We start from the raw sequence: 17,100 nt of genomic DNA, 5'->3' as shown, positions 1-17,100 counted from the left end.
CCATGCCCGTACCCCCGCAGCACCGGCCCGCCGACGGCGCGGCGGTGCCGGAGGACGCCCTGCGCGATCTCACCGATCCCGCGGGGCCGTACCTGATCGGCGTCCGCCACCACGCCCCGTCGCTCGCGGCGGCCGTCCCGCACCTGCTCGACGCCGCCGCGCCCGACGTCCTGCTCGTCGAACTGCCCGCCGAACTCCAGGACCTGACGGGCTGGCTCGCCCACGAGGACACCCGCGCCCCCGTCGCCCTGGCGGCGGTGCCCCAGGGCGAGGCGAACCCCGACCCGGCGTTCTACCCGTTCGCCGACTTCTCTCCCGAGCTGGCCGCCCTCCGCTGGGCGGCCCGCCGGGGCGTCCCCGCCGTCGCGGCCGACCTGCCGCTCGCCGACCCGGCATGGCGCCTCCCACCCGGCACACCCCCCGCCGACACCCCTGGCACCGACACCCCCGCCGACCCCGCACGCCCCGGACTGCGGCACGCCCTGCGTGCCCGCCTCACCGGCCGCGCGGGCGACGACCTGTGGGACCGGCTGGTCGAGGTCGGCGCCCCCGGCTCGTCCCCCGAGGGCCTGCGCCGTGCCGCCCTCCTCACCGGCTGGGCCCTTCGCCACGACACCGCGCACTCCCGCGGCGTCGACGCGCTCGACCTGCGCCGCGAACACTGGATGCGCCACCGCATCGGCCAGGCCATGGCGGAGGGACAGCGCGTCGCGGCGGTCGTCGGCGCCTTCCACACCCCCGCCCTCACCCGGCGCGCGCTGACCGGCGACACCCCGCCCGAACCCGTACCCCCCAGGCCGTGCACGGTCTCCCTCATCCCCTACACCTACGCGCTCCTCGACGAACGCTCCGGCTACCCGGCGGGCATCCGTGACCCCGAGTGGCAGCAGCAGGTCCTCGACGCCGCCGGGGACCCGGCGGCCCTGCACGACGCCCTGACCCGCACCGCCGTACGGATCTGCGCCCGCCTGCGGGCCCAGGACCACCCGTCAGGCCCCGCCGACGCCACCGAGATCACCCGCCTCGCCACCGACCTGGCCGCCCTCCGCGGCCTGCCCGCCCCCGGCCGCGGCGAGCTGATCGAGGCCGTGCAGACCACCCTCGCCCAGGGCGAACCCCTGGGACGCGGACGCGCCGTCTCCCGCGCCCTCGAAGAGGTCCTGGTCGGCTCCCGCACGGGCAGCCCCGCCCCCGGCGCCCCCCGGGGCGGCCTCGCCCCCGCCGTCGAGGCCGAGCTGGCCGAACTTGGCCTGCCCGCCCCGCCGGACACCCCGGCCGCGGCACGCGACCTGCGCCTCGATCCGGCGCGCACCCCGCTGGACCGCCGCCGCGACATCCTGCTGCGCCGCCTGGTCGTCTGCGGCATCCCGTACGCGGAGGAGCAGACCGTCACCGGACCCGGCGGCACCGAGGCCCTCACCACCCGCTGGCAGGTCCGCTGGACCCCGGCGACCGCCGCCATGCTCGCCGCCGCCACCGTCCGGGGCGTGAGCGCCGCCCAGGCCGCGGAGGGCACCCTCAGGGAACGCCACCGCGCCGAACGCGACGCGGGCGGCCCCACGGCGGCCCAGGTCCTCACCGGACTCGACCAGGCCGCGGGCTGCGCCCTCGACCCCCTGGTGACCGAACGGCTCACCGAACTGCGCGCCGTCCTCCCCGCCTCCGGCACCCTCCCCGAACTCCTCGCCGCCCTCGCCCTCCTCGACCGCCTCACAGCCGCCGGACGCGTACCCGCCGACACCACGGGCCCCCACGGCGTCGCCGACCTCCTCACCACGGCCGCCATCCGCCAGATCGCGGGCCTGACCGGCTCCACCCAACCTGCCGACGCCCGCGCCCTCGTCGAACTGGCCCACCGCGCCGACGCGTCCGGCGGCCTCCGCCTCACCGCCGAGCTGGCCGCCCTCGCCGCGGACGGCTCCCCGCTGATGCGCGGCGCGGCCGGAGCCGTACGCGTCCTCCTCGGGCACGCCACCCCCGAGGAGCTGGGCGACCGCGTCGCCTCCTGGGTGGACGCGGCCACCACCCCGGCCGCCCGCGACGCGCTCACCGCCCGCCTCACCGGCCTGCTCACCGCCGCCGGGCCGCTCCTCGAAGCCGCGCCGTCCGCGCTGGCGCCCCTGCTCGACCGGGTCACCGGCCTGCCGGAACGGGCGTTCCTCGACCGGCTGCCCGCCCTGCGCGGCGGCTTCGACACCCTCAGCCCCGCCGCCCGCGACCGGCTGCTGGGCGTCGTGGAGGAACGGCTCGGGGACCGGATCGCGCCGCTCGCCGACATCGGCGCGGCCACGGCCGAGCAGTGGACCCGTGCCGACCTGACGGCCCGTGACACCCTCGCCGCCCTCGGCCTGCTCCCCACCACGACCGCCCCGGCCGGACAGACATCCGCCCAGGACCCCGCACCGGGCTCCCCGCCCGGCCCCACCCCTCCGCCCGACGACGCCCTGCCGCCCGCCGACCGCTGGCGGCTCGTCCTCGGCCGCCGCTCCGACCGCCTCTCACCCGGCGCCGCACGCCTCGCGACCGCCCTCGACGAGCTGTACGGCGCGGGCCGCGGCGAGGGCGCGCGCGGCGACCTCGTCCCCGGCCGCGGCGGGGGACGGGAGGCGCCGTTCCCCGGTGTCCGCGCGTGGTCGGAGGAACTGGCCGCCCTCTTCGGCCCCGGCGTCCGCGAGGAGGTCCTCGCCGCCGCGGCCGACGCGGGACGCCCCGACGCGGCACTGGCCCTCGACCCCCAGCACGTCCGCCCCTCCGTCGAACTGCTCCACACCGTGCTCCGCCACGCGGGCGGCCTCCCGGAGGCCCGGCTCGCCGCGCTGCGCCCCCTGGCCCGCCGCCTCGTGGACGAACTCTCCCGCGAGCTGGCCACCCGCCTGCGCCCCGCCCTGACGGGCACCACACTGCCCCGCCCCAGCCGCCGCCCCGGCGGCGCGCTCGACCTCGCCGCCACCCTCCGGGCCAACCTCCCCACCGCCCGCCGCGAGCGGGACGGGACGGTCCGGATCGTCCCCGAGCACCCGGTGTTCCGCACGCGCGCCAGGAAGTCGGCGGACTGGCGGCTGATCATCCTCACCGACGTCTCCGGCTCCATGGAACCGTCCACCATCTGGTCGGCGCTGACCGCCTCCGTGCTGGCGGGCGTTCCCACCCTGAGCACCCACTTCCTGGCCTTCTCGACCGAGGTCATGGACCTCACCGGCCACGTCCACGACCCCCTCGCGCTGCTCCTGGAGGTCAGGGTCGGCGGCGGCACGCACATCGCCGCCGCGCTCCGCCACGCCCGCTCCCTCGTCACCACGCCGTCCCGCACCCTCACGGTCGTGATCAGCGACTTCGAGGAGGGCTACCCGCTCGGCGGCCTGCTCGCCGAGGTCAGGGCCCTGGCCGACAGCGGCGGCCACCTGCTGGGCGTCGCCGGGCTCGACGACTCCGGCAGGCCGCGCTACTCCACCGCCGTCGCGGGGCAGCTGGTCACGGCGGGCATGCCCGTCGCGGCCCTCAGCCCCCTCGAACTCGCCCGCTGGGTAGGGGAGAAGATCCGATGACCGGCACACCGCCGCTGCCCCCCGTCGCCCCGGCCGTGACCGCCGGACTGGTCGCCGCCCTCAGCCCCCGCCTGCGCAAGCGCCTCGACGCCGCCACGGCCAAGCTCGCCGGCCTCCCGCGCACCGGCGAGGGGGACACCGTACGCGTGCGGATCGACGACGGGACGGCGCTCGAACTCCACGCCCCCACCGGCCGGATCACCTCACCCGACGACATCCGCTGCGCGTGCCTCCTCGCACCCGCCTGCGTGCACCGCGCCGCCATCGCCACCGCCGCACCCGTCGCCGACATCGCCGTCCCTGCCCCCGCGACGACCACCGCCCCCGAGGAACCCGCCACTCCCCAGGAGCAGCCGCTCACCCCCGAACAGCTCGCCGCCGCCCGCAGCCTGTGGAACGCCGCCGCGTCCGCGCTGGAAGCGGGCATCGACGGCGCGGGCGCCGTCCTCCAGGCCGAACTGCTCGGCGCCGCCCACACCGCACGCCTCACCGGACTGCCACGCCCCGCGACCGCCGCCATCACCGTCGTCGGACGCCTGCGCGCCGCCAGGGCGGCCGACCCCGCCTACCGCCTCGCCGACCTGACCACGGCCCTGTCCGAACTGCTGCACACCACCCACGCGCTCACCCGCGCAGACCCCCACGACACAGCCCGCCACGACACCGCCGCCCTGCGCGGCACCGCCCGCAGGACGTACCGCCCCGGCGGCTCGCTCCGCCTGTACGGCCTGTTCACCGAGCCGGTCCTCGCCGACAGCGGCCACGCCGGGGCCGTCACCTGGACGGCGGACGCCGAAGGCCGCCTCTACACCGTCCCCGACGTCATGCCGGGCGGGCCGGAACGGGCCGCCACCGCCGTCACCCGCACCGTGCGCCTCGGCGACACCGCGCTCACGCACCGCGAGCTGTCCCGCGCGGGCCTCGCCCTGTCCGGCGCGACCGTCACCCCGGACGGCAGGCTCGGCGCCGGGGCGGCCGTCCGCGCCGTACGGGCCACGGGAGCCGCCTGGGGCGAGGCGCCGCTCGACCAGCTCTGGTCGACGCCCCCCGCCGCCCAGGCGGCCCGCGCCCTCGACGCCCTCGCGCTCCCAGAACCGCAGCGCCCCCCGGGCGCGGACCTGCTGTTCCTCGACGTCACGGTCCTCGGCGCTCTACGGGAGACCGGCGGCGAGGTGCTGGTGGCGGACTGCGGCGGCCTGCCCCTGCGGCTCATCGCGGCCGACGACCACCCGTCCCTCGCCCACCGGGACAACCTGCGCCTGCTCGCCGCCGCCCCCGGCCTCGCCCTGCGGATCGTGGGCCGGATCATCCCCGCCGCCCACCCCCGCCTGGCCCTCCTGGCGGCGGGCCGCCCACCCGGCCGGGACAACGTCCTGCGCACCCCTCCCGGCTCCGGCCACACCGACATCGGCCACGACCGGCTCCAGCGCAGCGACCTCCCGCCGTCCCGCCCGCTCCCGGGCGCGACGGGCATGGCCGAGGCCGCGGAGGCACCGCTGCACATCCTGCGCCGCCGCACGGACCAGGCCGCCGCCGCAGGCCGCCGCACCCTCGCCCTGCCAGGACGGGACGGCGCCGACGCCCACCGCCTCCGGGCGGCGGGCCTGCGCACCGGCGCCGCGCTCCTCGGCGAACTGCACCGGGCCGCCGCCGACCGCGGCCGCGACGTCTTCGGGCGCCTCCTGCCCGCCGACGCCGACCGCTTCGCCCGCGCCTGGCTCGCGGCGTCGCTCTACGCGGACAGCGCCGCACGGACACTCTGCGCCGCCGCCTGGCAGGACGCGGATCCTCCACAGGGAGGCCTCTGAGGGGCGCCCCACCTGATCCGCGGCAGCGCCGCCCGCCACGGCCGCTCGCCCGGCGGCGCGTGGCCGGGAAGGCAGCGGGACAGACTCTCCGTGCCGAGCACGCCCACCGGCAGCCCCGGGGCCCGCACCGCCGGAAAGGACACCGCCCTTGCCCTCGTCTCCCACGCCTCCGCCGCCCGGATTCCGCAACTACGTCGAGATCATCCTCGACGGCCTGGACGACACACCGGGCCGCCCGGTGCTCGTGAGCGGCGGACAGCGCCTCACCGCACGTGACTTCCGCTCCCTGGTCCACCGGCTGGCGAGGGCATTGCGGGAACGCGGTGTCGGCCCCGGGCGGACCGTGACGCTGCTGTGCGGGAACCTCCCTGAGACCATGGCCGTGCGGTACGCGGTCAACCTGCTGGGCGCGCACTACAACCACCTCTACAACCGGCTCGCCGCCGACGTGCAGGCTCTGATGATGGCCGACGTCGACACGTACGCCTTCGTCGTCGACCCGCGTCTGGCCGGCAGGGCGGCCGCACTCGTGCGGGCGTTACCGCCGATGCCGCACGTGCTGCTGCTCGGCGCCGCCGGGGCGGAGGAGGAGACGCAGCCGGGCGGGCCCGGCGCGGGAGACCTGGGCGAGGACCTCCTCGCGCTCGCCGCGAAGCAGCCCGATACCCCCGTGACCAGCGCCGCCCGCCCCGGGGACCTGTGCTTCATCCGGCACTCGGGCGGCACGACCGGCCACCCCAAGGGAGTGCGGAGCACGTTCGCGCGGATGCAGGAGGGGATCGCGCAGACGCGCGAGCTGTTCAGCGGGACGGGGCGGCGGGACCTGGTGTGCACGCCGCTGTCCCACGCCGCCGGGTTCATCGCGGACGGCACGCTCTCCGCCGGTGGCACGGTCGTGCTCCACTACGCCTTCGACCCGGCCGACATCCTCGGCACGATCGCCCGCGAGCGGATCACCGACATGATGCTGCTTCCCCCGCTGCTGTACCAGGTGCTCGACCACCCGGACGCCGAGCACGCCGACACCTCCAGCCTCCGCCGGATCACCTACGGCGGCACCCCCTCCTCCCCGACCCGCATCGCCGAGGCGGTCCGCCGCTTCGGCCCCGTCCTCCAGCAGGGCTACGGCCAGTTCGAGGCGGGCGCGGTGAGCGTGCTGCCCGCCGCCGAACACGACCCGGACCGCCCGGACGTCCTGCGGACGGCCGGGCGCCCGGTGCCCGGGGTCGAGGTCGAGATCCGCGACCGGGCGGGCCGCGCCCTGCCGGCCGGTGAGGTGGGGGAGATCTGCGTCCGCTCCGGCGGGCTGATGGAGGGCTACTGGAAGAACCCGGAGCTGACCGCGCAGGTCCTGCGGAACGGCTGGGTGCACACCGGCGACCTCGGCCTCCTCGACGACCGGGGCTACCTGAGCGTCGTCGACCGGATCAAGGACATGATCGCGGTGGTCGGCGGACACGTGTACACCACCGAACTCGAGGACTTCCTCACCACCCACCCCGCCGTACGGCAGTGCGCGGTCTACGGCGTGAAAGGGGAAGGCGGCCACGAACGCGTCCACGCCACCGTCGTCACCGCCCCTGGCGCGGCGGTCACCGCCGACGACCTGCGGGCCTGGGTACGGGAGGGCCGGGGCGCCATGTACGAGCCCGGCCACGTGGACTTCACCGCCGCACTGCCGCTCACCGACGCGGGCAAGCCCGACAAGAAGCTGCTCCGCGCCCTCAGCACGCCTGACGCGGCGGGAACCACGGCGCGCCGCTCGCGCGCCGCATCCCCCGACACCCACCCGGCGGCCGCCCCGCCCCCGGGCTCCCGCCGGGTACGGTGAGTCTCCCGAGCCACCCCCCGCGCGGCCCCGAGCCGCCCGGCCCCACCGGCACCCCGAGCAGCGCAGAGGTCCCGCCATGGCGTTCTCCAGCTTCCGCCCCGATGCCACCCCCGCCGCCCGCATCGGTCTCGGCCTCGCCGCCGTCGGCCGCCCCGGCTACATCAACCTCGGACGCGACCGCGACCTCCCCGCCGACCGCTCACCCGAGGCCCTGCGGGCACGCGCCCACGACCTGCTCGACGCCGCCCACGCCCACGGCGTCCGCTACGTCGACGCCGCACGCTCCTACGGCCGCGCCGAGGAGTTCCTCGCCGCCTGGCTGGCGTCCCGCCCCGGTGCCGCCCGCGACATGACGGTCGGCAGCAAGTGGGGCTACACCTACACGGCCGACTGGCGCGCCGACGCGGCGGTCCACGAGGTCAAGGACCACTCCGCCACCACGTTCGACCGGCAGTGGGCCGAGAGCGAACAGCTGCTCGACGGGCACCTCGACCTCTACCAGATCCACTCCGTCACCCCCGACAGCCCGGCGCTCCACGACCCGGAGCTGCTCGGCAGGCTGACCCGGCTCGCCGCCGGGGGAGTGACGGTCGGCCTGTCCACGAGCGGCCCCGACCAGGCCGACGCCATCCGGGCCGCCCTCGGCGTGACGGTGGACGGGCGCCCCCTGTTCAGCACGGTCCAGTCCACCTGGAACGTGCTGGAGACCTCCGCCGCCGCCGCGCTGGCCGAGGCGCACGAGGCGGGCCTCACCGTGATCGTCAAGGAGGCGCTGGCCAACGGCCGCCTGGCCGGTGACGCCGCCCCCCGCGAGCTGCACTTCGTGGCCGAGCAGACCGGCACCACACCGGACGCCGTCGCCCTCGCCGCCGCCCTGCACCAGCCGTGGGCGGGGATCGTCCTGTCGGGCGCCGCGACCACGGACCAGCTCACCGCCAACCTCGCGGCGGCCCGCGTCCGCCTGGACGACGAGCAGCAGAACACGCTCACCCGACCGGCCCAGTCGCCCGCCGCCTACTGGCGCGCCCGCGCGGACCTGCCCTGGCACTGAGCCCCTGCCGTGCCCCGGCTCAGGCGGCCTTCGCCTTGGTGGCGTACATGTCCACGTACTCCTGGCCGGACAGCCGCATCACCTCGGTCATGACCTCGTCCGTCACGGCGCGCAGCACGTAGCGGTCGCGGTCCATGCCCTCGTAGCGGGAGAAGTCCAGCGGCTGCCCGAAGCGGACGGTGATGCGCCCCCGGCCGATCTTCGGCAGCCCCTTGCCGCCGGGCTGCACGCGGTCGGTCCCGATCATCGCGAACGGCACCACGGGCGCGCCCGTCATCAGCGTGAGGCGCGCGATGCCCGTACGGCCCCGGTACAGCCGCCCGTCGGGGGAGCGGGTGCCCTCGGGGTAGATCCCGAACATGTTGCCCTGCTCCAGGATGCGGCGGCCGGTCATCAGCGCCGCGACGCCGCCGTGCCCGCCGTCGCGGTCCACCGGGACCATGCCGACGGCCGTGAAGAACCACGCCATGGCCCGGCCCTTCAGGCCGCGCCCCCTGACGTACTCCTCCTTGCCGATGAAGAACACCTGGCGCTTGCTGATCAGCGGGAGGATCACCGAGTCGATGAACGTGAGGTGGTTGCCCGCGAGGATCACCGGCCCGTCGCCGGGGACGCGCTCGATGCCCTCGACCCGGGGGCGGAAGAACAGCTTCAGGAGCGGTCCGGCCAGCATCTTCAGCAGGACGAATCGGGACAACTTCCCCTCCGGGTCTTTCTGTGCGTCGCGCGGCACGGCGTGCCACCAGGACGATACTCGCGCTTCGGGCCGCCTCGCGCACGGGGTTCACACACCGGATACTCAGATTTGATCTGACGTGTCCGGTATGCCCGGTTCCGCGCGACCCGTCCGCGCGCCGCCGGGGCACGCCGCCCGGAGGAGCCGCTCGGAGGCGCCATGACAGCAGACAGGACCGCCCCGGCCGGCCCCCGCCGCCGGTCCCTGCTGGGCGCCGCGCTGGCCGGGACCGCCGTGTCCCTCACCGCCGCGCCCGCCGCCGGCGCCCCCGAGCCCCGCGCCCGCGCTCGTGCCCGGCGGGGCGGCGGGGGCCTGCCCGACCTGCGGACCCCCGCCGTCGTCGCCCACCGCGGCGCCAGCGGCCACCGGCCGGAGCACACCATCGGCGCGTACCGGCTCGGCCTCGACCTCGGCGCCGACATGATCGAGCAGGACGTCGTCCCCACGAAGGACGGCCGCCTCGTCTGCCGCCACGAGAACGAGATCGGCGGCACCACGGACGTCGCCGACCACCCCGAGTTCGCGGACCGGCGCACCACCAAGTCCGTGGACGGCGAGCGGGTCACCGGCTGGTTCACCGAGGACTTCACGCTCAAGGAGCTGAAGACACTCCGGGCCACCGAACGGCTCCCCGACCGGCGGCCGGACAACACGCTCTACGACGGCCGCTGGCCCCTGCTCACCTACGACGAGGTCCTCGACTGGGCCGCGGAGCAGGGCAGCCGGGGCGGACGGCCCGTCCGCCTGTGCACCGAGACCAAGCACGCCACCTACTTCCGCTCCCTCGACCTCGGCGTCGAGGAACTGCTCGCCGACCTCCTCCGCAGCCGGGGCCTGGACCACGCCGACTCGCGCGTCGTCCTCCAGTCCTTCGAGCCGGGCAGCGTCCGCCGCCTCGCCCGCCTCGTGGACAACCCCCGCATCCTGCTGCTCGCCGAGGCCGACAGCCGCCCGGCGGACCTCGCGGCGGACGACGACCCCCGCACCACCGCCGACCTCGTCACCCCCGAGGGCCTGCGCCGGATCGCCCGCTACGCCCACGGCATCGGCCCGACGCTCGACCTCGTCGTCCCGCGCGACGACGACGGCCGCCTCGGCCGCCCGTCCTCCCTGGTGGACGACGCCCACGACGCCGGACTCCGCGTCTACGGCTACACCCTGCGCAACGAGAACGCCTTCCTCCCCGCCGACTTCCGCCGCGGCGACGACCCGAACCGCCACGGCGACGTCTTCGGCGCCGCCCGCGCCTACTTCCGCACGGGAATCGACGCCGTCTTCGCCGACCACCCGGACACCGCGCTGCTCGCCGCGGGCGACTTCCGGCGCGCCGCCGAGTCATGAATCTCACAGGCGAGTTGGCCACTCGCCATTCCCCCCGCCCGCGCGCTCAAGCAGAATGCTGACGGCGCGGGTCCACGCCCCGCGCCGTCAGGGCTGTCGCCGGCCGGATGCGCGACCCTCAACTCCACGCCCGGCCGGCCCAAACACCTCGCTTGGGAGGCGTGCACACACCATGGGCATGAGCGTCACGATCGACACGGCGACCGAGGCCGACGCCGAGCAGATCCTCAAACTCCAGTACCTCTGCTACCAGCCGGAGGCGGAGCTGCAGGGGGACTACACCATCGCTCCACTGACCCAGACCCTGGCCGAGCTGCAGGCGGAGCTGCGCGAGACGTGCGTCCTCGTGGCACGGCTCGGCTCCGAGGTCGTCGGCTCGGTACGCGGCACCGTCGACGCCGACGGCACGGCCGCGATCAGCCGCATCATCGTCCATCCGCGGATGCAGCGGCACGGCCTCGGCGGACGGCTCCTCGTCGCCGTCGAGGCGCGCCTCGCGGGTGAACGGGCCGCCGCGCGCTACCGGTTGCGCACCGGCCGCCGCGGGGTGGAGAACCTGCGGCTCTACCGCAGGCTCGGCTACGTGCCGGTCGCGACGGAGGAGGTCGCGCGCCAGCTGGGCCGGGTGACGCTGGAGAAGGAGGTCGCGCTCGCGGCCACCGCGTAGCCACTGCCTGGCCACCGCGTAGCATCGCCATCGTGCCGAGGGCCCGCCGACCGCGAACGGCGGGCCCTCGGTCATGCCCTCCCGCTCGCGGCGGACCGCCTCACGCCCGCGGCCGCGCCCGGCGCAGCCACACCAGCCCCGCCACCGGCAGCACCAGCGGCAGGAACAGGTAGCCGTACCCGTACCCCGACCACACCGTGGTGTCGGGGAAGTCCGACGAGTCGAGCAGCGTCCACGTCCCCACCGCCAGCACGCCCGCCAGCTCCGCCGCGCAGCAGCCGAACGCCAGCCGCCGCGCCCGCTCCCCGCCGCGCACGAGCGAGACGGTGATGAACCCGTACACCACGGCCGCCACCGCCGACAGCAGGTACGCCACCGGCGCCTCGTCGAAGCGCGCCGACAGCTGGTACGCCGACCGGGACGCCGCCGCGACCGTGAAGATCCCGTAGACCGTCACCAGCAGCCGCCCCGGGCCGGTCCGCAGCCCGGCGCGCTCCGGCGCCGTCCGCCCGTCGGTGTCAGCCACCGCCGACACCCCCCGCCCACACGTCCGCCACCCGGATCTGGAGCGCCGCGAGCACCAGCGCGCCCGCCGCCACCGTCGCCGACCCCCAGCGCGTCCGCTCGCTCAGCGAGACGATCGCCACCACCGGCAGGCACAGCGCCACCGCGACGAGGTACGAGACGAACACCGCCGTCCCGTCACCCGCGGGCCGCTCACCGCGCGCGAGCTGCACGAGCCCCACCGCCAGCTGCACCAGCGCGAGCAGCAGGACGACGCCCATGCCCAGGTAGTGCCAGTCCTTGACGGCCTGGTTCCGGAAGGCCGCGTACCCGCACCAGGCGGTCAGCAGCAGCGCGGCCACGGCGACCGCGACCGTCAGCGGGGCAATCATGCGGCCGACTCTACGACGCGCCCCCGCGCCGCCCCGCCCCGGGGCCCGCCCCGCGCCCCCGCCCGACGTGGCGTTGGCCACAGCGCCCTCACCTGGGCCGTAACCCGGTCGGAACGTCTGTTTTACTTGGGGCATGACCACGACGAGCACGCGTCAGCAGACGACCGAGGCAGCGATGATGCCCGGTGCTCGTTGTATGTGTCGAATGTGCGACCGCTGAGGGACCGCCTTCCGGCCCGGCTCCGCCGACCGTCACCGCCCGGCTCCGCCGGCGCGTGACCGCTTCCGCGCCCGCCCTCACACCTGCCCCCGTACGCACGGCCCCGCCGTGCCCCGGTGCGCACCCGCACGCCCGCCGGGGTCCCGACAGTGACGGAATCCAGTGATCACCACCACGGACCTCACCAAGGTCTACCGCTCGCGCGACCGCGAGGTCACCGCGCTCGACGGCGTGAACATCCACGTACGCCCCGGCGAGGTGTTCGGCGTCATCGGCCGCAGCGGCGCGGGCAAGTCCACCCTCATCCGCTGCCTCAACCTGCTGGAACGCCCCACCTCCGGCACGGTGACCGTGGACGGCCAGGACCTCACCGCGCTCGACCGCCGCCGCTCGCACCGCGCGGGCCGCCCCCTGCGCGAGGCCCGCACCCACATCGGCATGATCTTCCAGCACTTCAACCTCCTCACCTCGCGCACCGTGCGCGGCAACGTGGAACTGCCGCTGGAGATCCTCGGCCTCGGCCGCCGCGAACGCGCCCGCAAGGCGCTCGAACTGCTCGACCTCGTCGGCCTCGCCGACAAGGCCCGCGCCTACCCCAGCCAGCTCTCCGGCGGCCAGAAGCAGCGCGTCGGCATCGCCCGCGCCCTCGCGGGCGACCCCAAGGTGCTGCTCTCCGACGAGGCGACGTCCGCGCTCGACCCCGAGACGACCCGCTCCGTCCTCCGCCTCCTGCGCGACCTCAACCGGCAGCTCGGTCTCACCGTCCTGCTCATCACGCACGAGATGGACGTCGTCAAGGCCGTCTGCGACTCCGCCGCCCTGATGGAGGCGGGCCGGGTCACCGAGTCGGGACGCGTCGCCGACCTGCTGGCGACCCCCGGCTCCCGCCTGGCGCACGAGCTCTTCCCGCTCTCCGGAGCCGCGGACCCCGGCGGCACGCTCGTGGACATCACCTTCGACGGCGACTCCACGGGCAGGCCGGTCGTCTCCCAGCTGTCCCGCACGTTCGACCTCGACGTCTCCATACTCGGCGCCGCCATGGACACGGTCGGCGGCCGCCAGGTCGGCCGGATGCGCATCGCCCTCCCCGGCAGCGCCGAGGACACCGCCGCGGCCGTCGCGTTCCTGCGCGAACGCGGCCTCACCGTCGAACTGCCCGCCGCCCCCGGGGCCACCGGCACCGCCGCCGGGGAAGGAGCCGTCCGATGACCTGGGAACAGATGCGCCCCCTGCTCGAACAGGGCATCGTCGACACGCTCTACATGACCTTCTGGTCCACGCTGATCGCCCTCGCCGGCGGCCTGCCGCTCGGCGTCCTGCTGGTCCTCACCGACCGGGGCGGCCCGCTGCGCAACGTGGTGGTCAACAAGGTGATCGGCGTCGTCGTGAACGTCGGCCGCTCGCTGCCGTTCATCATCCTCGTCGTCGCGCTGATCCCGCTGACCCGCTCCGTCGTGGGCACCGCCATCGGCCCCACCGCCGCCATCGTGCCGCTCGCCATCGGCGCCATCCCCTTCTACGCCCGCCTCGTCGAGACGGCGGTGCGCGAGGTGGACCACGGCCTGGTCGAGGCGGCGCACGCGATGGGCGGCGGCACCTGGACGGTCGTCCTCAAGGTGATGCTGCCGCAGTCGCTGCCCTCGCTGGTCGCGGGCCTCACCACCACCTTCGTCGCCGTCATCGGCTACTCGGCCATGGCCGGCGCGGTGGGCGGCGGCGGCCTCGGCAACCTGGCGCTCGTCTACGGCTACCAGCGCTTCGAGGAGGGCTTCACCCTCGTCACGGTCGCCGTCCTCGTCGTGATCGTCACGGCCGTGCAGCTGCTCGGCGACGGCGCCGTACGCCTCCTCACCCGGCGGGAACGCGCCTCCTCGTGACCGCCGCCCCGCACCGCACCGACCCCACCACCCCAGAACGGCCCGCGAACCGCGCGGGCGCACCACACCGAAAGGCACTTTTCGTGCGTACCTCCGTCAGGACCACCACCCTCGTCGCCTCCGCCGCCGCCCTCGCGCTGGCCCTCACCGCCTGCGGCACCGACTCCGACCCGGACACCGGCGGCGACGCGGACGGCGGCGACCAGCAGGACGTCTCCCAGACCCTGACCGTCGCGGCCACCCCCGTGCCGCAGGCCGAGATCCTCGAATTCGTCCGGGACAACCTGGCGGAGGACGCCGGACTCGACCTGGACGTCCAGGAGTTCACGGACTACGTCCTCCCCAACACCGCCGTCGAGAGCGGCGAGGTCGACGCCAACTTCTTCCAGCACAAGCCCTACCTCGACGACTTCAACGCCAACCAGGGCACCGACATCGTCCCGGTCGTCAACGTGCACCTCGAACCGCTCGGCCTCTACTCCAACACGCTCACCGACGCGGCCGACCTCGCCGAGGGCGCCACCATCGGCATCCCCAACGACACCACCAACGAGGGCCGCGCCCTCAAGCTCCTCGCCGACAACGGCGTCATCGAGCTGAACGAGGGCGTCGGCGCCGACGCGACCCTCGCCGACATCGCCGACGACCGCGGCCTGCGGTTCGAGGAGCTGGAGGCCGCCACCCTGCCGCGCGCCCTCGACGACCTCGACGCCGCCGTCATCAACGGCAACTACGCGCTGGAGGCGGACCTCTCGCCCGCCGACGACGCGCTGGTCCTGGAGGAGGCCGAGGGCAACCCGTACGCCAACTTCCTCGCCGTCAAGAGCGGCAACGAGGACGACCCCCGCATCGAGATCCTCGCCGAGCTGCTGAACTCCGACGAGGTCAGGCAGTTCATCGAGGACACCTACCAGGGCTCGGTCGTCCCGGCCTTCGGCGCCCCCGCCGCCTGACACCCGGCACGCCGCGCCACGCGACGGCACACCACGGCAACACCCCCACCGGGCCCCGGCACATGCCGGGGCCCGGCGCCGTGCCCGCCCCGCCCATGCTGCATGCTGTCCCCTCAGAACCCCAGGCCACGGAGAGAGACGCATGACTCCCACCTTCCCCGACATCTCCATCAGCACGGAACGCCTCGTGCTGCGCCCGTTCGAGGAAGCGGACCTGCGCGAACTCGTCGACATGATGAACGACGAGCTGACCGTCGCCTGGACCCCCGTCCCCCACCCCTACACCCTCGACGAGGGACGCACGTGGGCCACCCGCGGCGCCCCCGCCGAACGCACCCAGGGCCACGGCATCGTCCTCGCCGTCACCGAGCACCTCACCCACCGCCTCGTCGGCAGCGTCCACCTCTCCCACACCAACTGGCGTGCCAGGTCGAGCGAGATCGGCTACATCATCGCTCCCTGGGCACGCGGCGAGGGCTACGCCGCCGAGGCCGTGCTCGCCGTCGTCCAGTGGCTCTTCCACGACCAGCACTTCGAACGCCTCGAACTGCGCACCGCCGCGGGCAACACCGCCTCCCAGCAGGTCGCCCAGAAGGTCGGCTGCATCAGCGAGGGCATCCTCCGCAACGCCGACATAGTCCGCTCCCGCACCGAGGACGGCGGCTGGACCGACATCCGCACCGACATCATCGTCTGGGGCCTCCTGCCCGAAGACCTGGAGGACGCCCCGGGGGCCTGACGCCGCGCGGTAGGCTCTCCCCCGATCCCCCCGCCCAACCCCCCCTCACCCCGCCCGCGACGAGTCCGGGAGCTACCCGACCATGGCCGACCGCGTCACCGTGATCGGATGGGACGGCACCCCGCTGGCCCCGGCAGCGCGCGCGGCACTCCGCGCCGCGACCCTGGTGGCCGGCGCACCACGCCATCTCGCCCTGCCCGACGTCCCGCCGCACGCGGAACGCGTCCAGCTCGGCAGCGTCGCCGTCGCCGCCCGCCGCGTCGCCGCCCACCGCGGCACGGCCGTCGTCCTCGCCGACGGCGACCCCGGGTTCTTCGGCGTCGTCCGCGCCCTGCGCGACCCGGCGCACGGCCTGGAGGTCGAGGTCGTCCCCGCCGTCTCCGCCGTCGCCACCGCCTTCGCCCGCGCGGGCATGCCCTGGGACGACGCCCGCGTCGTCGTCGCGAGCCACCGCACGCTCCGCCGCGCCGTCAACGTCTGCCGCGCCCACCCGAAGGTCGCCGTCCTCACCGCGCCCGGCGCGGGACCCGCCGAGATCGCCCTGCTGCTCGGCCCCGTGCACCGCACGTTCGTCATCTGCGAGGCGCTCGGCACCGACCGCGAACGCGTCTCCGTCCTCACCTCCGACACCGTGCCCCAGCGCCAGTGGACGGACCCCAACGTCGTCATCGTCATAGGCGGCGGAGGGATCACGGGGCGCGGCGGCGAGAGCTGGCTCGCGGGCGAGGACCCCGGGCTGCGCACCGAACCGCGCGGCTGGGGCCTGCCGCCCGCCGCGTACCTCCCGCCCCTGCCGGCCGCGGGGCTCGTCCGGACGGGCAACGCGGCGCCGACCGTCGAGACGGGCACCCGCCTGCCGCGCCCCGCCCCGCCCGGCGTGGCGGAACAGGAGCACCCCGGACGCGGCCCCCGCCTGCGCGCCCTCCAACTCGCCGCGCTCGGCCCGCGCATGGGCGACCTCATGTGGGACGTGGGGACGGGCGACGGACTCGCCGCCGCCGACGCCGCGCGCCTCGGCGCCGCCGTCGTCGCCATCGACCGCGACGGCCGCGCCTGCGCCCGCACCGAGGCGACCGCCCGTCACCTCGGCGTCGGCATCCACGTCGTGCACGGCGCCGCGCCCCAGGTCCTCCAGGACCTCCCCGAGCCGGACATCATCCGCGTCGGCGGCGGCGGACACCGCACCCTGGTCACCTGTGCGGATCGCCGGGCGCAGCGCATCGTCACGCACGCCGTCACCCGCGACGAGGCGGAGGCCGCGGGACGCGTCCTCTCCTCCGCCGGATACACCGTCGAGTGCACGCTGCTGCAGTCCGTCGAACTCGCCACGGACGACTGGGCCGAACGCGAACGCGCCGTCGTCTTCCTGCTGTCGGGCGCCCGGCCCGCCGATCCGCGCAGCCCCCACGCGCACCCGTGACCAGGGGGCGCTCCCA

14 protein-coding genes are annotated in these 17,100 nt (G+C 75.7%); 11 read left to right on the top strand and 3 right to left on the bottom strand.

Translation table 11 applies throughout. From position 1 onward, the window contains the following. Positions 1 to 2: 2 nt before the first annotated feature. The 4 genes from ACIBPC_RS13015 (at position 3) to ACIBPC_RS13000 (ending at position 8,235) form a co-directional block, all read left to right on the top strand. Positions 3 to 3,545, top strand: a complete 3,543-nt coding sequence (locus tag ACIBPC_RS13015) for a DUF5682 family protein (RefSeq protein ID WP_398843680.1) — start codon at positions 3 to 5, stop codon at positions 3,543 to 3,545. Then, on the top strand, positions 3,542 to 5,353 hold the full coding sequence (locus tag ACIBPC_RS13010; RefSeq protein ID WP_398843677.1) for a hypothetical protein: 1,812 nt from the start codon (positions 3,542 to 3,544) through the stop codon (positions 5,351 to 5,353). Before ACIBPC_RS13015 ends, ACIBPC_RS13010 begins: the two co-directional genes overlap by 4 nt. A 148-nt stretch (positions 5,354 to 5,501) precedes the next feature. Further along, on the top strand, positions 5,502 to 7,184 hold the full coding sequence (locus ACIBPC_RS13005) for an AMP-binding protein (RefSeq protein ID WP_398843675.1): 1,683 nt from the start codon (positions 5,502 to 5,504) through the stop codon (positions 7,182 to 7,184). A 76-nt stretch (positions 7,185 to 7,260) separates the two neighbouring features. Continuing rightward, positions 7,261 to 8,235, top strand: coding sequence for an aldo/keto reductase (locus ACIBPC_RS13000; RefSeq protein WP_398843672.1), 975 nt, complete (start codon positions 7,261 to 7,263; stop codon positions 8,233 to 8,235). A gap of 19 nt (positions 8,236 to 8,254) precedes the next feature. Here ACIBPC_RS13000 and ACIBPC_RS12995 read toward each other — a convergent pair whose 3' ends face one another. Continuing rightward, a complete protein-coding gene (locus ACIBPC_RS12995; protein ID WP_398843669.1) occupies positions 8,255 to 8,932 on the bottom strand; it encodes a lysophospholipid acyltransferase family protein in 678 nt (225 codons plus the stop codon). 198 nt (positions 8,933 to 9,130) lie between these two features. Here ACIBPC_RS12995 and ACIBPC_RS12990 point away from each other — a divergent pair, with 198 nt between their 5' ends. Then, a complete protein-coding gene (locus ACIBPC_RS12990; RefSeq protein ID WP_398843666.1) occupies positions 9,131 to 10,312 on the top strand; it encodes a glycerophosphodiester phosphodiesterase in 1,182 nt (393 codons plus the stop codon). A gap of 172 nt (positions 10,313 to 10,484) precedes the next feature. Continuing rightward, a complete protein-coding gene (locus tag ACIBPC_RS12985; protein ID WP_362967414.1) occupies positions 10,485 to 10,979 on the top strand; it encodes a GNAT family N-acetyltransferase in 495 nt (164 codons plus the stop codon). A 100-nt stretch (positions 10,980 to 11,079) separates the two neighbouring features. Here the strand turns inward: ACIBPC_RS12985 and ACIBPC_RS12980 are convergent, their stop codons facing one another. After that, on the bottom strand, positions 11,080 to 11,505 hold the full coding sequence (locus ACIBPC_RS12980; protein WP_398843664.1) for a hypothetical protein: 426 nt from the start codon (positions 11,503 to 11,505) through the stop codon (positions 11,080 to 11,082). After that, on the bottom strand, positions 11,498 to 11,875 hold the full coding sequence (locus tag ACIBPC_RS12975) for a hypothetical protein (protein ID WP_362967410.1): 378 nt from the start codon (positions 11,873 to 11,875) through the stop codon (positions 11,498 to 11,500). Before ACIBPC_RS12975 ends, ACIBPC_RS12980 begins: the two co-directional genes overlap by 8 nt. Before the next feature lie 382 nt (positions 11,876 to 12,257). On the opposite strand from ACIBPC_RS12975, the gene ACIBPC_RS12970 reads away from it, so the two are divergent. From ACIBPC_RS12970 to cbiE, 5 genes are all read left to right on the top strand, one after another. Then, positions 12,258 to 13,304, top strand: coding sequence for a methionine ABC transporter ATP-binding protein (locus ACIBPC_RS12970; protein WP_398843661.1), 1,047 nt, complete (start codon positions 12,258 to 12,260; stop codon positions 13,302 to 13,304). Then, positions 13,301 to 13,972, top strand: coding sequence for a methionine ABC transporter permease (locus ACIBPC_RS12965; RefSeq protein ID WP_362967406.1), 672 nt, complete (start codon positions 13,301 to 13,303; stop codon positions 13,970 to 13,972). The genes ACIBPC_RS12970 and ACIBPC_RS12965 overlap by 4 nt, the downstream gene beginning before the upstream one ends. An 83-nt stretch (positions 13,973 to 14,055) precedes the next feature. Further along, positions 14,056 to 14,925 (top strand): MetQ/NlpA family ABC transporter substrate-binding protein, encoded by an 870-nt coding sequence (locus ACIBPC_RS12960; RefSeq protein WP_398843658.1) that lies wholly within the window; start codon positions 14,056 to 14,058, stop codon positions 14,923 to 14,925. 142 nt (positions 14,926 to 15,067) lie between these two features. Next, positions 15,068 to 15,664: a GNAT family N-acetyltransferase gene (locus tag ACIBPC_RS12955; RefSeq protein WP_362967402.1), complete on the top strand. Its 597-nt coding sequence runs from the start codon at positions 15,068 to 15,070 to the stop codon at positions 15,662 to 15,664. Between the two features lie 82 nt (positions 15,665 to 15,746). After that, positions 15,747 to 17,084: a precorrin-6y C5,15-methyltransferase (decarboxylating) subunit CbiE gene (gene cbiE, locus ACIBPC_RS12950; protein WP_362967400.1), complete on the top strand. Its 1,338-nt coding sequence runs from the start codon at positions 15,747 to 15,749 to the stop codon at positions 17,082 to 17,084. The last annotated feature ends 16 nt before the right edge of the window (positions 17,085 to 17,100 follow it).

Source organism: Streptomyces sp. NPDC049879 (genome assembly GCF_044461265.1).
Taxonomy (GTDB): domain Bacteria; phylum Actinomycetota; class Actinomycetes; order Streptomycetales; family Streptomycetaceae; genus Streptomyces.
The sequence above is the reverse complement of the archived record's forward strand: the minus strand, read 5'-3'. Positions and strand labels throughout refer to the sequence as shown.

Excerpts from the sequence above, each read along its gene's own strand:
- ACIBPC_RS13015 (WP_398843680.1), top strand. The coding sequence starts at position 3 with ATGCCCGTACCCCCGCAGCACCGGCCCGCCGACGGCGCGGCGGTGCCG.
- ACIBPC_RS13010 (WP_398843677.1), top strand. The coding sequence starts at position 3,542 with ATGACCGGCACACCGCCGCTGCCCCCCGTCGCCCCGGCCGTGACCGCC.
- ACIBPC_RS13000 (WP_398843672.1), top strand. The coding sequence starts at position 7,261 with ATGGCGTTCTCCAGCTTCCGCCCCGATGCCACCCCCGCCGCCCGCATC.
- ACIBPC_RS12990 (WP_398843666.1), top strand. The coding sequence starts at position 9,131 with ATGACAGCAGACAGGACCGCCCCGGCCGGCCCCCGCCGCCGGTCCCTG.
- ACIBPC_RS12985 (WP_362967414.1), top strand. The coding sequence starts at position 10,485 with ATGGGCATGAGCGTCACGATCGACACGGCGACCGAGGCCGACGCCGAG.
- ACIBPC_RS12975 (WP_362967410.1), bottom strand. The coding sequence starts at position 11,875 with ATGATTGCCCCGCTGACGGTCGCGGTCGCCGTGGCCGCGCTGCTGCTG.
- ACIBPC_RS12965 (WP_362967406.1), top strand. The coding sequence starts at position 13,301 with ATGACCTGGGAACAGATGCGCCCCCTGCTCGAACAGGGCATCGTCGAC.
- ACIBPC_RS12955 (WP_362967402.1), top strand. The coding sequence starts at position 15,068 with ATGACTCCCACCTTCCCCGACATCTCCATCAGCACGGAACGCCTCGTG.
- cbiE (WP_362967400.1), top strand. The coding sequence starts at position 15,747 with ATGGCCGACCGCGTCACCGTGATCGGATGGGACGGCACCCCGCTGGCC.